We start from the raw sequence: 19,559 nt of genomic DNA on the forward strand, positions 1-19,559 counted from the left end.
CATCTCGGCTCCGCCCCAGCAGGCCTGGTCACCCGGCAGGCTCCAGCTCTCATCAGGCCTCGTCTTCCGGCTGGTAAAGACCCTTGTCTCCACAGGTAAAGCATGGGTAAAGTCATGGACGACGGACAGGCCCGACGGGCCCGGGGAGAGCACGAGGGAAGTGACTCATGGAGCTGGAGCGCGAAGCGGGCGAACAGATCGATGCGGTGGCCCAGGTCGGCCTCGGCCAGCCTTCCTCGAGGGGAGATCGGCGAGGGGCTGCGGCGGAACCCGACAGGGTCCCCATCGATGCCGACGAGTCGGTCGCGGTGCTGCGGCGCTGCACGGCGCTCGCGGCCCGAGCCCGGGTGGAGCTGCTCACCGAGAGTCGGCGCACCGCGACCGATGAGCTCTCCGCACTGCTGAGCTCCATGGGGGAGTGGTCTGCGCACCTCATGGAGACGCCCGACGCAACGATGACCGTGCTCTGTGCGGCCGCCCTCCAAGACCTCGCCGCACGGCTACCGAACCCCGATGGGCTGCTGGCAGCCCGCGTCGAGGCGGTCCTGGTGCTGCTCCACTCCATGATGGCGGAAGGCCGCGTCGGAGCCCCGGCGTGATTGTCTTCACGTTCGCCCTGGCAGTGCCGCTTTCGGGTGCGAACCATCCGCAGGTGCGTGCTAATCTGCTCTAGTCGCTACGGCGATCACCCGTCCGGGTGGCGGAATTGGTAGACGCGCTAGCTTGAGGTGCTAGTGCCCTTTATCGGGCGTGGGGGTTCAAGTCCCCCTCCGGACACGCGAATAGAGCCCCGCTCCACACTGTGGAGAGGGGCTCTTCGCATTCCCGGATCCATCGCCGTCAACGGTGGCGTGGAAGAATCTGCGGCATGGTCCACGTCTTCCTCCACGAACCCGCGATCGCCGGGAACACCGGCAATGCGATCCGGCTGTCCGCCGTCACTGGCGCGCACCTGCACCTGATCGAGCCGCTCGGCTTCGATCTCGAGGACGCGAAGCTGCGCCGCGCAGGTCTCGACTATCACGACCTCGCCGATGTCAGCATCCATCCCGGCATCGAGCAGGCCTTCGCCGCGGTCCCCGGCGCGCGGGTGTTCGCCTTCACCTCGGGCACGGACGTGAGCTTCGAGAGCATCGAGTACACCCGGGAGGATGTGCTCCTCTTCGGGACCGAGCCGACCGGCCTGCCCCAGGACGTCATGGATCATCCGCGCATCACCTCCCGCGTCCGGATCCCGATGCTCCCTGCCCGGCGCTCGCTGAACCTGGCCAATGCAGTCTCGATCGCGGTCTACGAGGCCTGGCGACAGCTCGGCTACGACGGAGCCGGAGCATGAACCGGCACTCCGCCTCTGCCTCCGCCTCCGCGCCCGGAGCCCGCAGGGGCGCACCGCGCCTGCCCTCCCGACTGGACCGGCGCAACGCACTTTTCCAGCAATGGCAGGCGCTGCTGGGCAACCGCACCAAACGTTCTCGCGCCGGCGAGATGATCATCCAGGGCGTGCGTCCGATCTCGCAGGCCATCGCCCATGGCATCGAGATCCGGACGCTGCTGACCGACGGCAGGGAGCATCCGTCCCAGTGGGCGCAGGAGCTGCTGCAGAGCAGCCCGGCGCCGGTGGTGGTGCTCGCCCCGGAGCTGATGGCAGAGCTGGGGGAGCGCGAGGACGGCACCCCGGAGCTGCTGGCGATCGCGGCGCTGCCCGCAGATGACCTGGAGAGGCTGCGCCCTGGGCGCTCGGACGTGCTGGTCGTCTTCGACCGCCCCGCCGGCCCCGGCAACATCGGCTCACTGGCCCGCTCCGTCGACGCCCTCGGCGGGACCGGCCTGCTGATCACCGGGCACTCCGCCGATGCGTGGGACCCGGCCGCGATACGTGCCAGCACTGGAAGCCTGTTCGCGATGCCGGTGCTGCGCCTGCCCTCCCATCGCGAGGTGATGGCGTGGATCGATGAGCGTCGGGCCCTGGGGGAGCCGTGGACCGTGATCGGGCTCGACGAGGCCGGCGGCCACCAGCTGGCGGACACGGACCTCTCCGGCCCCACGCTCCTGGTCGTCGGGAACGAGACCATCGGGATGAGCGCCGGCTGGCGGGAGGCCTGCGATGTGGTCGCGGAGATCCCGATGACCGGCAGCGCCTCCTCCTTGAACGCGTCGGTCGCCGGATCCATCGCGCTCTACGAGGTCCGGCGCCAGCGGCGGGCCGCGCCCTCCGTCTGAGATATGGAGGTGCCTGACCGGCTCACCGGCCGCTCAGTTCAAGGGGTCAGCCGGTCCGAGCGATCAATCGGTCCGAGGGAGCAGCCGGTCCGCGGGGTCAGCCGGTCCGCGGGGGCAGTCGGTCCGAGGTGGTCAGCCGGTGCCGAGGGCGGCGCGCACCAGCGGAGCCCCCAGCAGGCCCAGGAACGGCCCGGCCAGCAGCACCGGTCCCAGCGCGAACCGCACCCCGGCGCGGCGGGTCACGCCGAGCACCACCATTCCGATCACGCCTCCCACCAGAGCGATCCCGAGGAGCGCCCCGATCAGGACTTCGCCGCCGAGGGCCGCTGACATCAGCACTACCACCGGCAGCGTCTTGGCATCGCCCATGCCCAGCAGCGGGGGAGCCAGCAGCGCCACCAGGATCGCTCCGAGCCCCAGCACCAGAGCGAGCACCGCGGCCGTGGCCAGGTCCGGGCGCATCGTCGGCACCAAGAGGGCGAGGACCGCCAGCGCAAGGGTCACCGCGCCGGTCAGCAGCCCGACCCAGCGGTTAGGCAGTCGGCGCTCTCGCCCGTCGACCCAGGCCAGCGCGAGTGCGGGCGGCAGGTAGATCACCAGCAGCACGGCGCACAGCAGCAGGAAGCTCATGGACACCAGGCCATTGCACCAGATGCTGAGGAGCTCTGCCGCCTGCTCCTGCCGGCTGTGGACAGACCCGGGCTAGAGCGTCGACTCCACCCGGATGATCCGTCGGCGCATCCAGACCTTCTTCCCGCCCCCGAGGTAGAGGCGGGTGCGGGCGTGCTCCCACCGGCCGTACTCCGCCTGCTCGGTCAGCTCAGCGCGCACCTGGCCGAAGGAGGTGCCCCGCGGCACCGTGATGATCTGGAACTCGTAGTCCGCTGCGCGCCGTCCGCGCTCGACGGGCAGGTCGCGCCATCCGCGCGGATCGCTCACGTGCTGAACGCCGGCGACGAGAGGGGTGCGGGGTCGGATCAACGGTTTTCCTCCTGTGGTCGATGACCTGCGACAGCAGTGGTCGATTGCGCTGCTGGGACTGCGGCGGATTCGTGACCAATGCGTGCACGCTTCCACTGTTCATTCTGCCGCTCGAGGATGTACGGTCCAACCATGAACACGGATCCTCGCTCCGCTCTTGCTGCGCTGATCGCTGCCCTCGAACGCCACTACGAAGCCGCCGCCGGCTCGCGGGGGGAAGACGATCCCGCGCTGGAGTCCGCCACCGAGCGGCTCGCCAACGCCTTCGACACCTACGACGATGCACTCTTCGACGCCTATGACGTCGCCACCCCCCTGATCGTGTTCGACGAGGACGACGACGATGAGGACGACGATGACGACTTCGACGATCTCGACGACTTCGAGGACGATGACGAGGACGACGATGACGATGACGAGGACGACGACGACGATGACGACTACGAGGACGAAGATGACGAGGACGACGCGCCGCGCTGAGCGCTGAGCGCCTCCGGTCACACGTCCCAGGACCTCTACGTAGTCTTCACCACTGCTCCGCTGCGCGGCGCCGGGCTCACCGCTCGGCGCCGCGTACTCTGTCCGGGTCCGGCACCGATGCTCGCCGGCACCGCAGGCCCGCAGAACCCATCGAGGAGTGTCCATGTCGTTCATCGAGGCGGTGATCCTGGGCCTGGTCCAGGCATTGACCGAGTTCCTCCCCGTCTCCTCGAGCGCCCACGTGCGCGTGGTCGGGGAGCTGATGGACCCCGGTCAGGATCCGGGCGCCGCGTTCACGGCGATCATCCAGCTGGGCACCGAGGCTGCGGTGCTGATCTACTTCTGGAAAGACATCACTCGCATCATCGGCAAGTGGTTCAAGGCACTGGCGGGGAAGATCCCGCACTCCGATCCCGACGTGCGCATGGGCTGGCTGGTGATCCTCGGCTCGATCCCGATCGGGGTGCTGGGCCTGCTCTTCGAGAACCAGATCGACCACAGCCTGCGGAACCTCTACATCACTGCGACGATGCTGATCGTCTTCGGTCTGCTGCTGGGGCTCGCGGACCGCATCGCCCCCCAGCGGAAGGAGCTCAAGGAGCTCACCGTGCGCGACGGCATCATCTTCGGCCTGGCACAGGCTCTCGCGCTGATCCCCGGCGTCTCCCGTTCCGGTGGCACCATCACCGCCGGGCTGCTGATGGGCTACACCCGCCAGGCCGCCGCCCGCTACGCCTTCCTGCTCGCGATCCCGGCCGTGTTCGCCTCGGGGCTGTACAAGGCGGCCAAAGAGGTCCCGGTGCTGCTGACGGCCGACGGTCGCGCCGCCGCCGCAGCCGCCGGTGAGCCGTCACTGCTGGCGATGGTGGTCGCCACCGTCGTGGCCTTCGCCGTGGGCTACGCGGTGATCGTCTGGTTCATGCGCCTGATCGAGAATCGTTCGTATCTGATCTTCGTCATCTACCGGATCGTCGCCGGTCTGGTGCTGCTGGCGCTGCTCGGCACGGGGCTGGTCGACCCCCTGGGCGGGGCCTGAACCGCGGGAGGCCGACGGATCGTATGATCACGTAGTGCAATCCTGGACTTCCCCCTCTCTCAGCCCGCTTCCCGCTTCCGGCAGGCCGCTGCGCCTGTACGACTCGCGCACCGGCAGGGTCGCACCGATCACTCCGCTGGTCTCGGGACGGGCACGGCTGTACGTCTGCGGGATCACCCCCTATGACTCCACCCACCTCGGTCACGCGTCGACCTACCACGCCGCGGATCTGATGCGCCGGGCCCTGCACGATTCGGGGCTCGAGGTCGAGACGGCGCAGAACATCACCGACGTCGACGACCCGCTGCTCGAACGCGCGGACCGCGACGGGGTGGACTGGCAGGAGCTCGCCGCGTCCCAGGTCGAGCTGTTCTCCGAGGACATGGCCGCGCTGCGGATCATCGCCCCGGAGACCTATCGCTCGGTGAGCGAGGCGATGGACGAGATCATCGCCGTGGTCCTCGCTCTGCACGCACGGGGCCGGGCCTATCCGGTCGCGGCGAACGATGCCGAGGGGCCGGACTGGTATCTGGATCTCGCCGTGGACGGCGCCCTGGGCGACGTCTCGGGCTGGTCCGAGTCGCAGATGCTCGAGGTGTTCGCCGAACGCGGGGGAGACCCCGAGCGGGAGGGCAAGCGCGGTCCCTTCGATCCGCTGCTCTGGCGTGCCGAGCGACCGGGCGAGCCTGCCTGGGATGCCGGGGTGCTCGGCCGTGGCCGTCCCGGGTGGCACGTCGAATGCGTCTGTATCGCGCAGGAGGCGTTGGATCTCCCCTTCGACATCCAGGCGGGCGGGAGCGATCTGATCTTCCCCCACCATGACCTCAGCGCCGCCCACTCGGTGGCCCTCGGCCGACCGTTCGCGACGACCTACGCGCACAGCGGGATGGTCGCCTATGACGGCGAGAAGATGAGCAAGTCGCTAGGGAACCTCGTCTTCGTGCACCGCCTGGTGCGGGACGGCGTGGACCCGATGGCCATCCGGCTGGTGCTGATGGCCCACCACTACCGCTCGGACTGGGAGTGGTCCGCGCAGGAGCTCGAGCTGGCCGATACCCGCCTTGCCCGCTATCGCACCGCAGCCCAGCGCGGCGGGCACTGTCCGGCGACGGTCCAGGCCCTGCGCGCGGCGCTGCGCGACGACCTCGACACCGCCTCCGCCCTCGAGGCCCTGGACAGCTGGGCCGACGGTGGGACCTCAGCGCGCTCCGATGATCCGAGCGAGGGCCCCGGAGACGTCGCGGCGGCGGTCGATGCCCTCTTCGGGATCGCGCTCCTGAGCTGAGCTGAGTTGAGAGCCGAGCTGAGCTGAGCCGGGCTGAGCCGGGCTGACTGGCTGGCTGGCCTTGGGTGAGCGGAGCTGAGCTCAGCCCTGCTCGCGCCGGCGGCGCAGGAACTGCTCGAACTCCTCGGCGATCGCCTCGCCGCTGGCCTCCGGCAGGCTGGCGGCGTCCTGGGCACGCTCCAGTCGGCGCACGTAGTCCGCGACGTCCTCATCGGTGCGGGCGAGCTCATCCACACCGCGCTCCCAGGCTTCCGCGTCCTCGACCAGCTCATCGAGCGGGATCGAGGCGCTGACCACCTTCTGCACCTCCCGCATCAGCCCCAGCACGGCCTTCGGGGACGAGTTCTGGGAGACGTAGTGAGGGACCTGCACCCATGCGCTGGTGGTCCGCAGCCCGGCGGCGGCGGTGCGGCGGGCCAGGATCGTGGGCACCCCGACCGGTCCCGAGTAGCGCTCGGCCGAGTCGACGGCCTGGGCGGGAAGCACCTCGACCTCGGCGCTGACCGGCAGCGGGCGGCTGTGCGGTGAATCCGCGAGCAGAGCGCCCAGCGACACCACTTCGCTGACGTCCAGGATCTGGAGCTGCTCGAGCACCTCGTCGCAGAACCGCTTCCAGTGCAGGGACGGTTCGGGGCCCATGACGGTGACCAGCTCGGGACCGCTCGGAGGCGTCACCAGCCGCAGCTGGGTGTCCGGCCAGTCGATGACCCTCAGCCCGTCCTCGTCCGTGCGGATCTCGGGACGGTTGACCTGGAAGTCGATGAACTCCTCGGCATCCACCGCACCGACGGGCCGAGAGGGCCAGACCTCGAGCAGATGCTCGATCACCCCGGTGGCGGCATCGCCGGCATCGTTCCATCCGCTGAAAGCCGTGATGGCGATTCGACTCATCCCTCCATCATAGGCACCGGGGGACTCCGAGCTGGGGCGCAGGGGGAACGGTTATCCTCAGCCTGCCCAGAGGGAGCCGCCGCCCCGGTGGCGGAGGAGATGGATCATGAGAAGCCCCACGCTGCGCCTCGGCGCGCTGCCTCCGATCAAGGTGAGCCCCGGAACGCTCGTCACCGTGCTGCTGCTCGCGGTGCTGATGTACCCGGCGCTGAGCCGGGGCGGTGCGGAGCCGGGCGCGGTGGTGCTGCTGGCCATCGGGATCGGACTGTTCATGATCGTCTCGGTCCTCGCGCACGAGGCGGCGCACGCCGTGATCGCCCGCGCTTTCGGGGCCACCGTCGACCACATCGCCCTGACCCTCTGGGGCGGGCACACGCAATATCGCGCCCGGCAGATGTCCGCATTCGGCTCAGTGCTCGTCTCCCTCTCCGGCCCGGCCGCGAACGCGGTGCTGGCCGCGCTCATGTCGGTCGCCGCGCAGGTGGCGGGCGAGGGCACCACGCTCGCGGTGTTCTTCTCCGTCAGCGCCTGGTTGAACCTGGTGCTGGCCCTGTTCAACCTGCTGCCCGGACTGCCGATGGACGGCGGGAGGGCGCTCGAATCGCTGCTGGGCGCGGTGCTGAAGAACCCGGTGCTCGCCACCAGGATCACCGCCTGGCTGGGCCGCGGCATCGCCGTGGCGGTGGTGGCCTACCCGCTGGTCCAGATCATGCGCACCGGCGGGGCCGGGAGCCTCTCCCTGCTCACCCTGGTGTGGGCGATGCTGATCGCGGGGATGCTGTGGCAGGGCGCCACCCGCGCCCTGGACGGCGCGGCCCTGCAGCACCGTATCCGCACCCTCGATGCCGGGACCCTCGCCGTCCCGCTGCGCATCGTCCCCCCGCACGCCACGCTCGCCGCGCTCGGCACTCCCGAGGAGCTCGACCAGGTGCTGCTCCTCGAGCGTGACAGCACGCTCCCCGGCGGTGTCGGTCGGGGATACCGGATCGACCCCGATGCCGCCGCGTCGGTGCCAGCCGAGCACCGGGGCTCCACCCCGGCCCGCGCCGTGGCCTCCTCCGTCGGGCCCCTCGGCACGCTCCCTCTCTCCCTGCAGGGAGATGCGCTGATCGAGGCGATGCTGTCCCAACCCGCCCCCGCGTACCTGGTCCTCGACGAGGACCGCACCGTCCACGGGGTGCTCATGAGCGCAGAGGTCAACGCACTCCTGCGCCGGCGGTGAACATCACGGCCAGGGCCCCCACCCGAGCCATATGCTGGAACCCATGACTGATCAGCCGCAGCCCGCCGCCCACCCCGGGGCGCAGGAGCCCGCCCCCCGGGCCCCCAAGCGCGGTCTGGACCGCACCGGACCCTTCGCCCTGGGCGACAAGGTGCAGCTCGCGGACTCCAAGAACCGCCTGCACACCATCACCCTGAAGCCCGGCGGAGAGTTCCACTCCCATCGCGGCGTGCTCCACCACGATCAGCTGATCGGCGCGGAGGATGGGACGGTCGTGGAGAACACTCACGGCATCCGGTACCAGGCGCTGCGTCCGCTGTACGCGGACTACATGCTCGCGATGCCGCGCGGCGCCGCGATCATCTACCCCAAGGACTCCGCCCAGATCCTGATGTGGGGGGACATCTTCCCCGGCGCACGCGTGCTCGAGGCCGGCGTGGGCTCCGGCGGTCTGACCACCGCGCTGCTGCGCGCCGTCGGCCCCGAGGGCTCCGTGCACTCCATCGAGCGCCGCGAGGACTTCGCCGAGGTGGCCCGCGAGAACGTCGAGACGTTCTTCGGCGGCCCGCACCCCGCCTGGGAGCTGTCCATCGGCGACTTCCAGGATGTCGCCCCGACCCTCGCCCCCGACGAGCCCGCCGTGGACCGCGTGGTGCTGGACATGCTCGCCCCCTGGGAGTGCGTGGACTCCGCCGCGGAGGTGCTCGTCTCCGGCGGCGTCTTCCTCTGCTACGTCGCCACGGTCACCCAGCTCTCCCGCACTGCTGAAGCACTGCGCGACCACGGCGAGTTCACCGAGCCCTACGCCTGGGAGTCCTTCGTACGGCCCTGGCACCTCGAGGGCCTCGCCGTGCGGCCCGAGCACCGGATGAACGCCCACACCGGGTTCCTGCTCACCGCCCGCCGCACCGCGCACGGCCAGCCGGCGCTCACCCGCGTCACCCGCCCGGCGCCCGGATCCCGGCTCGAGGAGGAGCTGAACCACCCCGACAACGAGGGCTTCGGCGGCTCGGGCGGCGAATGGGGACCGCAGGACATCGGGGAGCGCGGCGTGGCTCCGCGCAAGCTCAAGCGGGCCCTGCGCGATATCCGACAGGGCCGCGATCGCTGATCGCGCCCGGGAAGGGGATGTGTGATGACGATGAAGACGTACGCCGAGATGACCGCAGAGCTCGAGAAGCTCGCGACCCACAACGAGCGACTGGTCGGCGGGCTCCGCGCCGCCCGTGAACAGATCGTCCAGCTCAAAAGCGATCTGGAGCGGGTGGGCGATCCGCCGAACTCCTACGCCACCTTCCTGCGCCGCTGCGAGGGCAGCACCATCGACGTGCTGCACAACGGCCGTCGGCTGCGAGTCGCGACCGCTGCGAGCCTCGACCTGGACGCGCTGCTGCCGGGCACCGAGCTGCGGCTGAACGAAGCCCTGGCCGCCGTCGACGCGGTCCCCGCGAGCGATGCCGGCAACGTGGTGCCCGTCGTGGAATCCCTCGCCGATTCCCGCATCCTCGTCGCCGTCGCGCCCGACGACACCCGGGTGCTGCGTCGTGCCGGCACCCTCACCGACGAGCAGCTGCACCCCGGCGATCACGTGCTGGTGGACCTCAAGAGCCAGCTGGTGCTCGAGCGCATCGACCGAGCGGAGATCACGGACCTCGTGCTCGAGCAGGTGCCGGAGGTGTCCTTCGAGCAGATCGGCGGGCTGGGCGAGCAGATCGAGGCGATCCGTGACGCCGTCGAGCTGCCCTTCCTCCAGCAGGACCTCTACCGCACCTACGGGCTGCGGCCCCCGCAGGGCGTGCTGCTCTACGGACCTCCCGGCTGCGGCAAGACGATGATCGCCAAAGCGGTGGCTCACGAACTGGTGCTGCGCAGCGCCGAGGTGCGCGGGGTGAGCGTGGCCGAGGCGCTCGAGAACTCCGCCTTCCTCAACGTCAAGGGCCCGGAGCTGCTGAACAAGTACGTCGGCGAGACGGAGCGCTCCATCCGCCTGGTCTTCGAGCGGGCTCGCGAGAAGGCCGCCGCGGACCACCCGGTCGTGATCTTCTTCGACGAGATGGAGGCGCTGTTCCGCACCCGCGGGACCGGGCTCTCCAGCGACGTGGAGACCACGATCGTGCCGCAGCTGCTGGCCGAGATCGACGGCGTCGAAGGGCTCGACAACGTGATCGTCATCGGTGCCTCGAACCGTGAGGACATGATCGACCCCGCGATCCTGCGACCCGGCCGCCTGGACGTGAAGATCCGGGTGCGCCGTCCCGGTGCGCGCGCCGGCAGGGAGATCCTCGGCCTCTATCTCGACGAGTCGGTGCCGCTGCGCGAGGACCGTGAGCAGCTGCTGGACCTCGCGATGCACGAGATCTACGACGAGAGCCCGGCCTCGGCCTTCGTCCGGGTCGAGTACTCCGACGGCGGCCAGGACACGCTCCACTTCCGTGACTTCGTCTCCGGTGCGACGCTGCGCAACATCGTGGACCGCGCGAAGAAGCTCGCCGTCAAGGACCAGCTCGCCACCGGGCAGATCGGCGTCGGCGCGCAGCACCTGCAGGACGCGATCACCGCAGAGTTCGTCGAGAACGAGGACATGCCCTCCGCCGCGCACCCCGAGGACTGGGCCCGGGTCTCGGGCCTTCCCGGCAGCGGCCGGCGCCGAGTCGATGCCATCGTCCCGCTCCAGGGACGCACCCGCGGCGTTCCCGCCGCAGAGGCGATCGCAGAGGAGGTGCCCTCATGAACGAGACTACCGGGCAGCAGCCCGAGACCGGCCTGACCACCGAGCGGGTGATGGGCATCGAGACCGAGTTCGGGGTGACCCACGCCGATCTCGAGGACCGCACCCGCGCCGGCGCCGGCAGCTCGATCCTGCTCTCCCACCTCGTGGTCGGCGCCTACGCCCTGCTCGACCCGCAAGAGGGCGAGCGCGGGCGCCGGGTGCGCTGGGACTACGGGGACGAGACCCCGCTGCGGGATGCCCGCGGCTTCGAGCTGCAGCGCGCCGCCGCCCACCCCTCCCAGCTCACCGACGAGGTGCGCGACGCCCACGTGCCGAGCGTCGAGATGGACATCCCGCTCAGCGGCCCCGAGATCGCCCCCGAGGGGGATGACGCCGAGGTGCTGACCTGGGCGACCCAGCGCTCGATCGGGAACGCGGTGCTCAGCAACGGCGCCCGCTGGTACGTGGACCACGCCCATCCCGAGTACGCCGCCCCCGAGGTGCTGCGCGCCCGCGAAGCCGTGGTCGCCGATCGGGCCGGCGAGGAGATCGCCCGCCGCGCCATGGCGCTCCTGGCCGCGGCCGACGGCATCCCCGAGGTCGCGCTCTACAAGAACAACACCGACGGCAAGGGCGCCTCCTATGGCACCCACGAGAACTACCTGGTGGACCGCGCCGTCCCCTTCGAGCGCGTGGTCGCCGCGATGCTCCCCTTCCTGGCGACCCGCCAGGTGATCGTCGGCGCCGGACGCGTGGGGCGGGGCACCCGCGGCCAGGAACCCGGCTACCAGCTCTCCTCCCGGGCCGACTTCATGGAGGCCGAGGTGGGTCTCGAGACCACCCTGAACCGGCCCATCGTCAACACCCGCGACGAACCGCACTCCGACCCCACCCGCTTCCGGCGCCTGCACGTGATCATCGGGGACGCCAACCTGCTCGAGGAGTCCACCTTCCTCAAGCTCGGCTCCACCTCTCTGGTGCTCGCCGCGCTCGAGGCCGAGCATCGCACCGGGACCGCGATCCTGCCGGACCTCCGCCTCGCGGATCCGGTGGCAGCGGTGCGCGCCATCAGCCATGACCCGTCGCTGCGCACCACGGTGCCGCTGGCTGACGGCCGTGAGCTCACCGCGCTGCAGATCCAGCGCGCCCACCTCGACGCCCTCGCCGCGGTCGCCGACCCCTCGGACGAGGAGACGACCACGCTGCTGCGCTCCTGGAGCGAGATCCTCACGCTGCTCGAGCAGGATCCGATGCTCGCCGCCGAACGGGTGGAGTGGGTCGCCAAGCTCCAGCTGCTGGAGCGCTACCGCGCACGGCACGGCCTGGAGTGGGACGATGCACGGCTGGTCATGATCGACCTGCAGTACTCCGATCTGCGCCCGGGCCGGGGGTTGTTCGGCAAGCTCCGTGCCGCCGGCGCAGTGCCCGCGCTGGTGAGCCAGGACGAGGTCGACGCCGCGATGCGCATCGCCCCCACCAGCACCCGCGCCCACCTGCGTGGCGGGCTGATCACCGCGCACCGCGGGAACGTACCCTCCGCCGGCTGGGATGCGATCACCCTGGCCGATCCCGAGGGCGGCCACCGGCTGCGCCTGGCCGATCCGCGCCTGGGCTCCGCCGCCTGGTGCGCGCTGCACGGCGTGAACCCCACCGATGACACCGCGACGATCCTCGACGCCCTGCGCCGAGCCGTCACCGACTGAGAAGGAGCACCCATGTCCCAGCAGTCCCTGAATGCGCCCGGCAACGGCCCCGAGGAGCCCGGCGACGGCTCCGAGATCGTGACCGGCGGCCAGACCTTCGCCTCGACGCAGGCGGCCGATGATCTGCTCGACGAGATCGACTCGGTGCTCGAGTCCAACGCCGAGACCTTCGTGCGCGCCTTCGTCCAGAAGGGCGGCCAGTGACCCGATGAAGCGTCGAGTCGGAGGTCTGGAGACCGAATTCGGGCTGGTGTGCGTGCGAGCCGACGGCTCTCGGGCGCTCGAGCCCGAGGCCGCCGCGCGTGAGCTGTTCCGCCCGGTGGTGGCCATGGGCCGCTCCTCGAACGTGTTCCTCAGCAACGCCGCACGCCTGTACCTGGACGTCGGCTCGCACCCGGAGTACGCCACCGCCGAATGCGACGACTGGTGGGAGCTGGTCGCCCAGGACCGCGCCGGTGAGCGGATCTTCGCGGACCTCACCGCCCAGGCCAATGAGCGCCTCGCCGCTGACGGCCAGGACGCCCGCATCCACCTGCTGAAGAACAACGTCGATTCCGCCGGCAACGCCTTCGGCTCGCACGAGAACTTCCTGGTGGACCGCCGCGGCGAGTTCACCCGCCTGCCCCGCTACCTGCTCCCGTTCCTGGTCACCCGCCAGATCATCACCGGGGCCGGGGGAGTGGTGCGCCCGCAGCCCGGGGGCGCCGCGCCTGCCGCCGCCGACACGGCACCGGAGCCAGCGCAGTTCGTCTTCTCGCGCCGCAGCGATCACATGTGGGAGGCCGTCTCCTCGGCCACCACCCGCACCCGCCCCATCATCAACACCCGCGATGAGCCCCACGGCGATCCCACGCGGTTCCGGCGCCTGCATGTCATCGTCGGCGACTCCACGATGAGCGAGGTCTCCACCCACCTCCGCTTCGCCACCACCGATCTGGTGCTGCGGGCGATCGAATCCGGGCGCGCCCTGCCCGAGCTCAGCCTCCACGACGACATCACCGCGATCCGCGCTGTCGCCCGGGACCTCAGCGGCGCGGCGCCGATCCCGCTCGCGCACGGCGGGACCACGACCGCGATCGAGGTGCAGCAGCGCTGGCTCGACCACGTCACGCAGTTCGCCGACGAGAGCGAGCAGCAGGTGCTCGAGACCTGGCAGAAGGGGATCGACGCGGTCCGCACGGGAGACCGGAGCTGGGCCGCCACGCACCTGGACTGGGCGATCAAGGAGCGACTGTTCCAGCAGGTCACGGAGCGTCGCGGGATCGATCTCGGGGACCCCGCGATCGAACGGCTCGACCTCGCCTATCACGACATCGACCCGGCCCACGGGATCTTCCACACCATGCAGCGCCGAGGCCTGGCCCCGTCGACGCTGCCCGAGGAGCGGATCGAAGCGGCCAGGACCACCGCCCCCACCACCACCCGCGCACACCTGCGCGGGCAGGTGGTCACCACCGCCCAGCAGCACGGCGTGGACCACGTGGTGGACTGGACCACGATGCGGCTCACCCGCCCCGGCTCGATGCCGGTGCAGGTCCTGGACCCCTTCACCACCACGCTGCCCGCGGTCGACGATCTGCTCGCCCAGATCCGCGAGCTGGGCACCGGGCCCGGCACCGGCAGAGGCCCCGATCCGGCTCCCTTCGCCTGAGCGCAGGACCACACCCCAGCTCGCTGTCATCCGCCTGCCCGTACCCTGGTGCCTGCCCCCTCCCGCGGGGCCGCCGATCCGAAAGGTCCTGACTTGATCCGCCGCCGCACGCTGCTCACCACCGCCCTCGCCGCGACCGCCGCCATCGGGCTCGCCGCCTGCACCGACGAAGGCTCCACCGGTGGGTCCGACGGTGGTGGCTCCGACGGCGGCGGCGACGTCCTGGCCGGAGTCACCGTCAGCGACGACCTGGGCGCCGAGCCCACCGTCGAGTTCGATGCCCCGCTCGAGATCACTGCCGCCGATGCGAAGATCGTCACCGCCGGGGACGGCGCGATGATCGCCGAGGGGGACACGGTCATCTGGCGCAGCCACTTCGTCGACGCGAGCACCGGGGAGACCCTCTCGTCCTGGTGGCAGGGCGCCCCCGCCGGAGGCATGCAGGTGACCCCCGACGGAGCGGGCGAGGTCGCGTTCTCGTTCCTCACCACCGTGCCCGTCGGCTCCCGCTTCGTGATGGCGGGCTGGCAGCAGGGAAACGACGGCCAGGCCTATTCGCTGCTCCAGGTCGCGGACGTCGACCGCGTCGTCTCCCCGCTGCGCGCCGAGGGCGAGCCCGCAGATCCCTCCGGCAGCTTCCCCACCGTCACCCTGGCCGAGAACGGTGCTCCCGCGCTGGACGCCCCGCCCGAGGGCGAGCCGCCCGCTCAGACCACCCGCGAGGAGCTCATCGTCGGGACCGGGGACACCACCCGCGCCGGCGACTACCTCACCATGCACTACACCGGCTGGAAGTGGTCCGACGGCTCCCAGTTCGACTCCTCCTGGGATCGCGGGGCCCCTTTCGCCTTCATCCAGGGCCAGGGCATGGTGATCCAGGGCTGGGACGAGAACCTGCTGGACCTGCCGGTCGGCAGCCAGGTGATGCTGGTGATCCCTGCCGCGGAGGCCTACCGCGACCAGGGCGAGCTCGCCGGTGAGACCCTGGTCTTCGTGATCGACATCCTCGATGCCGCCCACACCAACGCCTGACACAGGCGCCTGTCCTGACCATCCAGACTGTCCTTGACCATCCATCACCACAGGAGGAAACCGCATGACCGATCGCACCAAGCCCGAGGTCGAGTTCCCCGAGGGCGACGCCCCCACCGAGCTGATAAGCACCGACGAGATCATCGGTGACGGTGAGGAGGCCGGCCGCGGCGACGTCGTCGACGTGCACTACGTGGGCGTCTCCCACTCCACCGGCGAGCAGTTCGACGCCTCCTGGGACCGCGGCGAGCCGCTGCGCTTCCAGCTCGGCGTGGGACAGGTCATCTCCGGCTGGGACCAGGGCGTCCAGGGCATGAAGGTCGGCGGCCGCCGCCGTCTCGACATCCCCGCCTCCCTCGGCTACGGCGCCCAGGGCGCTCCGCCGGTGATCGCCCCGAACGAGTCGCTCATCTTCGTCTGCGACCTGGTCGCGGTGCACAAGCGCTGAGCAGCACCGCCGACGGTGCGGCGGGGGAGCATGCGGGAGGGCAGGAGTCCCTCTTCGCGGCCCCCGCCGTTCCTGTTCCCGATCCCTCGCCGCCGGCCGCCGCGCCGAGCGACCCGGGCCGCCCCGCCGCGGCCCGGGCTTCCGGGCTGCGCACCACGGCAGGGTTCGAGGTGGCCTCGGAGCTCCCGGTGGCGAGCGTGCGCCTGGTGGGGGTGCTTCCCCATCTGGACCGGCCCTTCGAGTACGCGGTCACCCCGGCGACGGCGGCCGCGCGGCCGGGCATGCGCGTGCGGGTGCGGTTCTCCGGCAAGGACACCGAGGGGATCGTGCTCGGCCGCCACCCCGCGCCGACCACCGATCGGGCACTGGCCCCCGTGCACCGCCTGGTCTCCGAGGACGTGGTGGTCCCGCCCGCGCTGATGCGCGTCTGCGAGGAGGTCGCCGAGCGCTGCGCCGGCACCGTCGGCGATGTGCTGCGCCTGGCCCTGCCGCCGCGCCATGCCCGCGCCGAGAAGGCCGATCGCGCCGCGGAGGAGAAGGAGCGCGAGACGCTCCCGCCTCCGGACTCCGGAGCCGCACCGCCCGAGGAGCCCGGGCGCGACCGGCCCGGCGACCGCTATCCGGGACTGGCCGCGCTGCTCTCCCGGGCCGGCACCCCGGAGGGTCCGGTGCCCCGTGCGAGCCTCACCCTCGATGCCGTCGACAGCTGGACCGACGTCGCCGCCGACGCGATCGGGGACCTCGATCCGGCCAAGGGGGCGCTTGTGATCGCCCCCGATCAGCGAGATGTCGCACGGCTCTCCCGGGTGCTCACCGAGCGCGGCATCGAGCACGAGATCCTCGCCGGCACCGAAGGACCGGAGAAGCGCTACCGCACCTTCCGGCGCATCCTGCGGGGCGCCACCAGGGTGGTGCTCGGGAACCGCTCCGCGGCGTTCGCCCCGGTGCAGGATCTCGCTCTGGTGATCTGCTGGGATGAGGCGGACGATCTGCTCGAGGAGCCGCGGGCCCCGTATCCCCACACCCGCACCGTGCTCCAGTGCCGCTCCGCCGAGGAGCGCTGCGCGCTGCTGTTCCTCAGCCCGAGCGAGTCCGTGACCCTGCGGGCGCTCGCGGATCTCAGCTATCTCGCGCGCCTGGAGCCGCTGCCCGGCCCGGTCACGGCCGTCCGCCCGCGGATCGTGGCGATGGATGAGTACTTGCGGGAACGTGAAGGCCCCTCCGGCCGTTCTCGCCTGCCGCAGGAAGCGATGCGCGTGATCCGGCGCGGGCTGGAGCGGGGCTCGGTGCTGGTGCAGGTGCCGCGTTCCGGCTATGCCCCGGCGATCGCGTGCACCTTCTGCCGCACCCGCGCCCAGTGCCCGCACTGCTCGGCGCCGCTGTCCCAGAGCGGTCGCGGCGGACCCCTGCACTGCCGCGTCTGCGGCCGTCGGGAGGACGGCTACCGCTGTCCCGAATGCGACCGCACCCAAGTGCGGGCCATGGTCATCGGCTCGACCCGCACCGCAGAGGAGCTGCACCGTGCCTTCCCCGAGGCGACGTTGAAGGTGGCGGGCGGCGCGCACGGAGCGCTCGCGGACGATGCCGTCCCGGACCACGCGATCATCGTCGCCACCCCCGGGGCGGAGCCGGCCCCCCGGTCCCGGTACGCCGCCTGCCTGCTGCTGGATGCGGACGCACTGCTGGGCCGCGCCGCCTTCGATGCGGACGTCGAGGCGGTGCGGCGCTGGCGGGGCGCCATCGCACTGGTGCGCTGCGCCGACGACGGGGGAGAGGTGCTGATCGTCGGCACCTCCACCCTCCCCGCGATCCGCGACCTGGTCGCCCACCGCTCCTCGTTCTTCCTGGACCGGGTGCTCGAGGACCGTCACGAGCTGGACCTGCCTCCCTTCCGTCGGGTCGCCGAGATCGTGGGCGACCGGGAGGCGTGCCGTGGATTCCTCGAGACCGTCGAGCTCCCGGACGGCACCGATGTCTTCGGCCCGGTCGATCTCGAGGGACCCGACGCCGCCGGCCGGGCCCGCGCGGTGGTGCGCATCGAGCCGGGCCGCTCCCGTGAGCTCGCCCTCGCCCTGCGTGCCGGCATCGCCGCCCGGAGTGCCCGCAAGGCCCGGGGCTCCCTGCGCGTGCGACTGGATCCGCCTGACGTGTTCTGAGTGTTCCTCCCCGGCGGAGAACACGCTCGCCGTAGGGTGATCGGCGTCACTGGATTGCCGAGACGGAAGGACGACGATGACCTCCGCCCCTGATCAGGACTCGACCGCCACCGCGGAGGAGGACCGGCCCGACCTCTCCGAGGGGGAACGGGCCCCCGCCGCCAGCGCCCGCAGCCTGCGGGTGCGTCGCCTCGGCCTGGTCCTCGGCCTCCTCGTCGCAGTGCTCATCTACTTCCTGATGCCCGCCGACGTTCCCCACGGTGCGAAGCTCACCGCCGCGACCGCGGTGCTGATGGCCGCGTGGTGGATGACCGAGGCGCTGCCGATCCCCGCCACCGCTCTGGTCCCGCTGGTCGTCTTCCCGGTGCTCAACAGCGAGGTCGGCGTCGACGACGTCGGCGCGTCCTACGGCAACAACGTCATCTTCCTGTTCATGGGCGGGTTCATGCTGGCGCTCGGCATGCAGCGCTGGAACCTGCACAAGCGCATCGCCCTCGCGATCGTCGGGACGATCGGCACCAGCCCCTCGCTGCTGATCCTCGGCTTCATGGTCGCCACCGGATTCATCTCCATGTGGGTCTCCAACACCGCGACCGCGGTGATGATGCTGCCCATCGGCCTGTCGGTGCTGATGCTCGTGAACAAGCTGCGGCTCGAGGACGCCGTCGCGAAGGGGGAGGAACCCGGCGAAGGAGTGGATCCCGATCCCGAGGGCGGCTCACGTGACGGCGAGGTCGCCCCCGTCACCTCGAAGTTCGGCACCGCGATGATGCTCGGCATCGCCTACGCCGCCTCCATCGGCTCCCTGGCCACGATCATCGGCACCCCTCCCAACGCCCTGCTCGCGGCGCACATGAGCCAGGAATTCGGGGTCACGATCGGCTTCGGACGCTGGATGATGGTGGGCGGGCCGCTCGCGATCGTCTTCATGGTCATCGCCTGGCTGCTGCTGACGAAAGTCCTGTACAAGCCCGAGATCACCGAGATCCCCGGCGGCACCGAGCTGATCCGTCAGGAACGCAGCAAGCTCGGCCGCATCTCCGCGGGGGAGACCAGGGTGCTGGCAGTCTTCGTGCTGGCCGCACTCTCGTGGGTGTTCATCCCGCTGCTCTCCGATGCGCTCGGCCGGGAGGATCCGTGGATCTCGGACGCCGGCATCGCGATGGTGGTGGGACTGGTGCTGTTCCTCCTGCCAGCCGGTGCGGCACGGGGCGTGAGGCTGCTCGACTGGGAATCCGCCGCGAAGCTGCCCTGGGGCGTGCTGCTGCTGTTCGGCGGCGGCCTCGCCCTGTCCGCACAGTTCAGCTCCTCAGGCCTGACCGAATGGATCGGCGAGGTCACCGAGGGCGTCGGCGGACTGCCCGTGGTGCTGATCGTGGCGGTCGTCGCCGCCGGCGTCCTCTTCCTGACCGAGCTGACCTCGAACACTGCCACCGCCGCGACCTTCCTGCCGCTCGCCACGGCCGTGGCCGTCGGCACCGGGATCGACCCGATGCTGCTCGCGATCCCCGTCGCGATCGCCGCGACCTGCGCCTTCATGCTCCCTGTCGCGACGCCCCCGAACGCGATCGCCTACGGCTCCGGTTATGTCACGATCCCGCAGATGGCCAAGGCCGGGCTGTGGCTGAACCTGATCGGGATCGTGCTGGTGACCGCCACCACGATGGGCCTGGCGGTATGGGTGTTCGGGCTCGTCTACTGACGCCCCCGGAGAGCTCTCGCGACAGCCATCAGCGGTGCCACC

At 70.9% G+C, this 19,559-nt stretch carries 19 protein-coding genes and 1 tRNA gene; 17 read left to right on the forward strand and 3 right to left on the reverse strand.

Annotated features, from left to right (window positions below; translation table 11 throughout):
- The first annotated feature begins 167 nt into the window (after positions 1 to 167).
- The 4 genes from ACT3SQ_RS05600 (at position 168) to ACT3SQ_RS05615 (ending at position 2,220) form a co-directional block, all read left to right on the forward strand.
- Positions 168 to 599 carry a hypothetical protein gene (locus ACT3SQ_RS05600; RefSeq protein ID WP_441443000.1) on the forward strand — a complete coding sequence of 144 codons (432 nt, stop codon included), beginning with the start codon at positions 168 to 170 and terminating at the stop codon, positions 597 to 599.
- 92 nt (positions 600 to 691) lie between these two features.
- Positions 692 to 777, forward strand: a tRNA-Leu gene (locus ACT3SQ_RS05605).
- 91 nt (positions 778 to 868) lie between these two features.
- Positions 869 to 1,336, forward strand: coding sequence for a tRNA (cytidine(34)-2'-O)-methyltransferase (locus ACT3SQ_RS05610; protein WP_441443001.1), 468 nt, complete (start codon positions 869 to 871; stop codon positions 1,334 to 1,336).
- Positions 1,333 to 2,220 carry an RNA methyltransferase gene (locus ACT3SQ_RS05615; protein WP_441443002.1) on the forward strand — a complete coding sequence of 296 codons (888 nt, stop codon included), beginning with the start codon at positions 1,333 to 1,335 and terminating at the stop codon, positions 2,218 to 2,220. The genes ACT3SQ_RS05610 and ACT3SQ_RS05615 overlap by 4 nt, the downstream gene beginning before the upstream one ends.
- Before the next feature lie 132 nt (positions 2,221 to 2,352).
- Here ACT3SQ_RS05615 and ACT3SQ_RS05620 read toward each other — a convergent pair whose 3' ends face one another.
- Positions 2,353 to 2,850 carry a hypothetical protein gene (locus ACT3SQ_RS05620; RefSeq protein ID WP_442331698.1) on the reverse strand — a complete coding sequence of 166 codons (498 nt, stop codon included), beginning with the start codon at positions 2,848 to 2,850 and terminating at the stop codon, positions 2,353 to 2,355.
- Between the two features lie 72 nt (positions 2,851 to 2,922).
- Positions 2,923 to 3,201, reverse strand: a complete 279-nt coding sequence (locus ACT3SQ_RS05625; protein WP_441443003.1) for a DUF5703 family protein — start codon at positions 3,199 to 3,201, stop codon at positions 2,923 to 2,925.
- Between the two features lie 132 nt (positions 3,202 to 3,333).
- Here ACT3SQ_RS05625 and ACT3SQ_RS05630 point away from each other — a divergent pair, with 132 nt between their 5' ends.
- From ACT3SQ_RS05630 to mshC, 3 genes are all read left to right on the forward strand, one after another.
- On the forward strand, positions 3,334 to 3,681 hold the full coding sequence (locus ACT3SQ_RS05630) for a DNA primase (RefSeq protein ID WP_444600919.1): 348 nt from the start codon (positions 3,334 to 3,336) through the stop codon (positions 3,679 to 3,681).
- Positions 3,682 to 3,844: 163 nt separating this feature from the next.
- On the forward strand, positions 3,845 to 4,717 hold the full coding sequence (locus tag ACT3SQ_RS05635) for an undecaprenyl-diphosphate phosphatase (protein ID WP_441443005.1): 873 nt from the start codon (positions 3,845 to 3,847) through the stop codon (positions 4,715 to 4,717).
- Between the two features lie 34 nt (positions 4,718 to 4,751).
- On the forward strand, positions 4,752 to 6,002 hold the full coding sequence (mshC, locus tag ACT3SQ_RS05640) for a cysteine--1-D-myo-inosityl 2-amino-2-deoxy-alpha-D-glucopyranoside ligase (protein ID WP_441443006.1): 1,251 nt from the start codon (positions 4,752 to 4,754) through the stop codon (positions 6,000 to 6,002).
- A gap of 81 nt (positions 6,003 to 6,083) precedes the next feature.
- On the opposite strand, the gene ACT3SQ_RS05645 is transcribed toward mshC, so the two are convergent.
- Entirely contained in the window at positions 6,084 to 6,893 is an 810-nt protein-coding gene (locus ACT3SQ_RS05645) for a PAC2 family protein (protein WP_442331674.1), read from the reverse strand.
- A 106-nt stretch (positions 6,894 to 6,999) separates the two neighbouring features.
- On the opposite strand from ACT3SQ_RS05645, the gene ACT3SQ_RS05650 reads away from it, so the two are divergent.
- From ACT3SQ_RS05650 to ACT3SQ_RS05695, 10 genes are all read left to right on the forward strand, one after another.
- Positions 7,000 to 8,115 carry a site-2 protease family protein gene (locus ACT3SQ_RS05650; RefSeq protein WP_444600920.1) on the forward strand — a complete coding sequence of 372 codons (1,116 nt, stop codon included), beginning with the start codon at positions 7,000 to 7,002 and terminating at the stop codon, positions 8,113 to 8,115.
- Between the two features lie 43 nt (positions 8,116 to 8,158).
- Positions 8,159 to 9,226, forward strand: a complete 1,068-nt coding sequence (locus ACT3SQ_RS05655) for a tRNA (adenine-N1)-methyltransferase (RefSeq protein WP_442331672.1) — start codon at positions 8,159 to 8,161, stop codon at positions 9,224 to 9,226.
- Between the two features lie 30 nt (positions 9,227 to 9,256).
- Entirely contained in the window at positions 9,257 to 10,846 is a 1,590-nt protein-coding gene (gene arc, locus ACT3SQ_RS05660) for a proteasome ATPase (protein WP_444501910.1), read from the forward strand.
- The gene (gene dop, locus ACT3SQ_RS05665) at positions 10,843 to 12,528 is read left to right on the forward strand and encodes a depupylase/deamidase Dop (protein ID WP_444600921.1); all 1,686 of its coding nucleotides are present in this window, start codon (positions 10,843 to 10,845) and stop codon (positions 12,526 to 12,528) included. Before arc ends, dop begins: the two co-directional genes overlap by 4 nt.
- 12 nt (positions 12,529 to 12,540) lie before the next feature.
- Positions 12,541 to 12,732 (forward strand): ubiquitin-like protein Pup, encoded by a 192-nt coding sequence (locus ACT3SQ_RS05670; protein ID WP_441443011.1) that lies wholly within the window; start codon positions 12,541 to 12,543, stop codon positions 12,730 to 12,732.
- A 4-nt stretch (positions 12,733 to 12,736) separates the two neighbouring features.
- Positions 12,737 to 14,179 (forward strand): Pup--protein ligase, encoded by a 1,443-nt coding sequence (gene pafA / locus ACT3SQ_RS05675; protein WP_444600922.1) that lies wholly within the window; start codon positions 12,737 to 12,739, stop codon positions 14,177 to 14,179.
- A gap of 93 nt (positions 14,180 to 14,272) precedes the next feature.
- On the forward strand, positions 14,273 to 15,211 hold the full coding sequence (locus tag ACT3SQ_RS05680) for an FKBP-type peptidyl-prolyl cis-trans isomerase (RefSeq protein WP_444600923.1): 939 nt from the start codon (positions 14,273 to 14,275) through the stop codon (positions 15,209 to 15,211).
- A gap of 64 nt (positions 15,212 to 15,275) precedes the next feature.
- A complete protein-coding gene (locus ACT3SQ_RS05685; protein ID WP_299305276.1) occupies positions 15,276 to 15,659 on the forward strand; it encodes an FKBP-type peptidyl-prolyl cis-trans isomerase in 384 nt (127 codons plus the stop codon).
- A gap of 170 nt (positions 15,660 to 15,829) precedes the next feature.
- Positions 15,830 to 17,815: a primosomal protein N' gene (locus ACT3SQ_RS05690; protein WP_444600924.1), complete on the forward strand. Its 1,986-nt coding sequence runs from the start codon at positions 15,830 to 15,832 to the stop codon at positions 17,813 to 17,815.
- Between the two features lie 76 nt (positions 17,816 to 17,891).
- Entirely contained in the window at positions 17,892 to 19,517 is a 1,626-nt protein-coding gene (locus tag ACT3SQ_RS05695; protein WP_441443015.1) for an SLC13 family permease, read from the forward strand.
- Positions 19,518 to 19,559 lie beyond the last annotated feature (42 nt).

Source organism: Brachybacterium sp. AOP42-C2-15, assembly GCF_052377065.1.
GTDB lineage: Bacteria > Actinomycetota > Actinomycetes > Actinomycetales > Dermabacteraceae > Brachybacterium.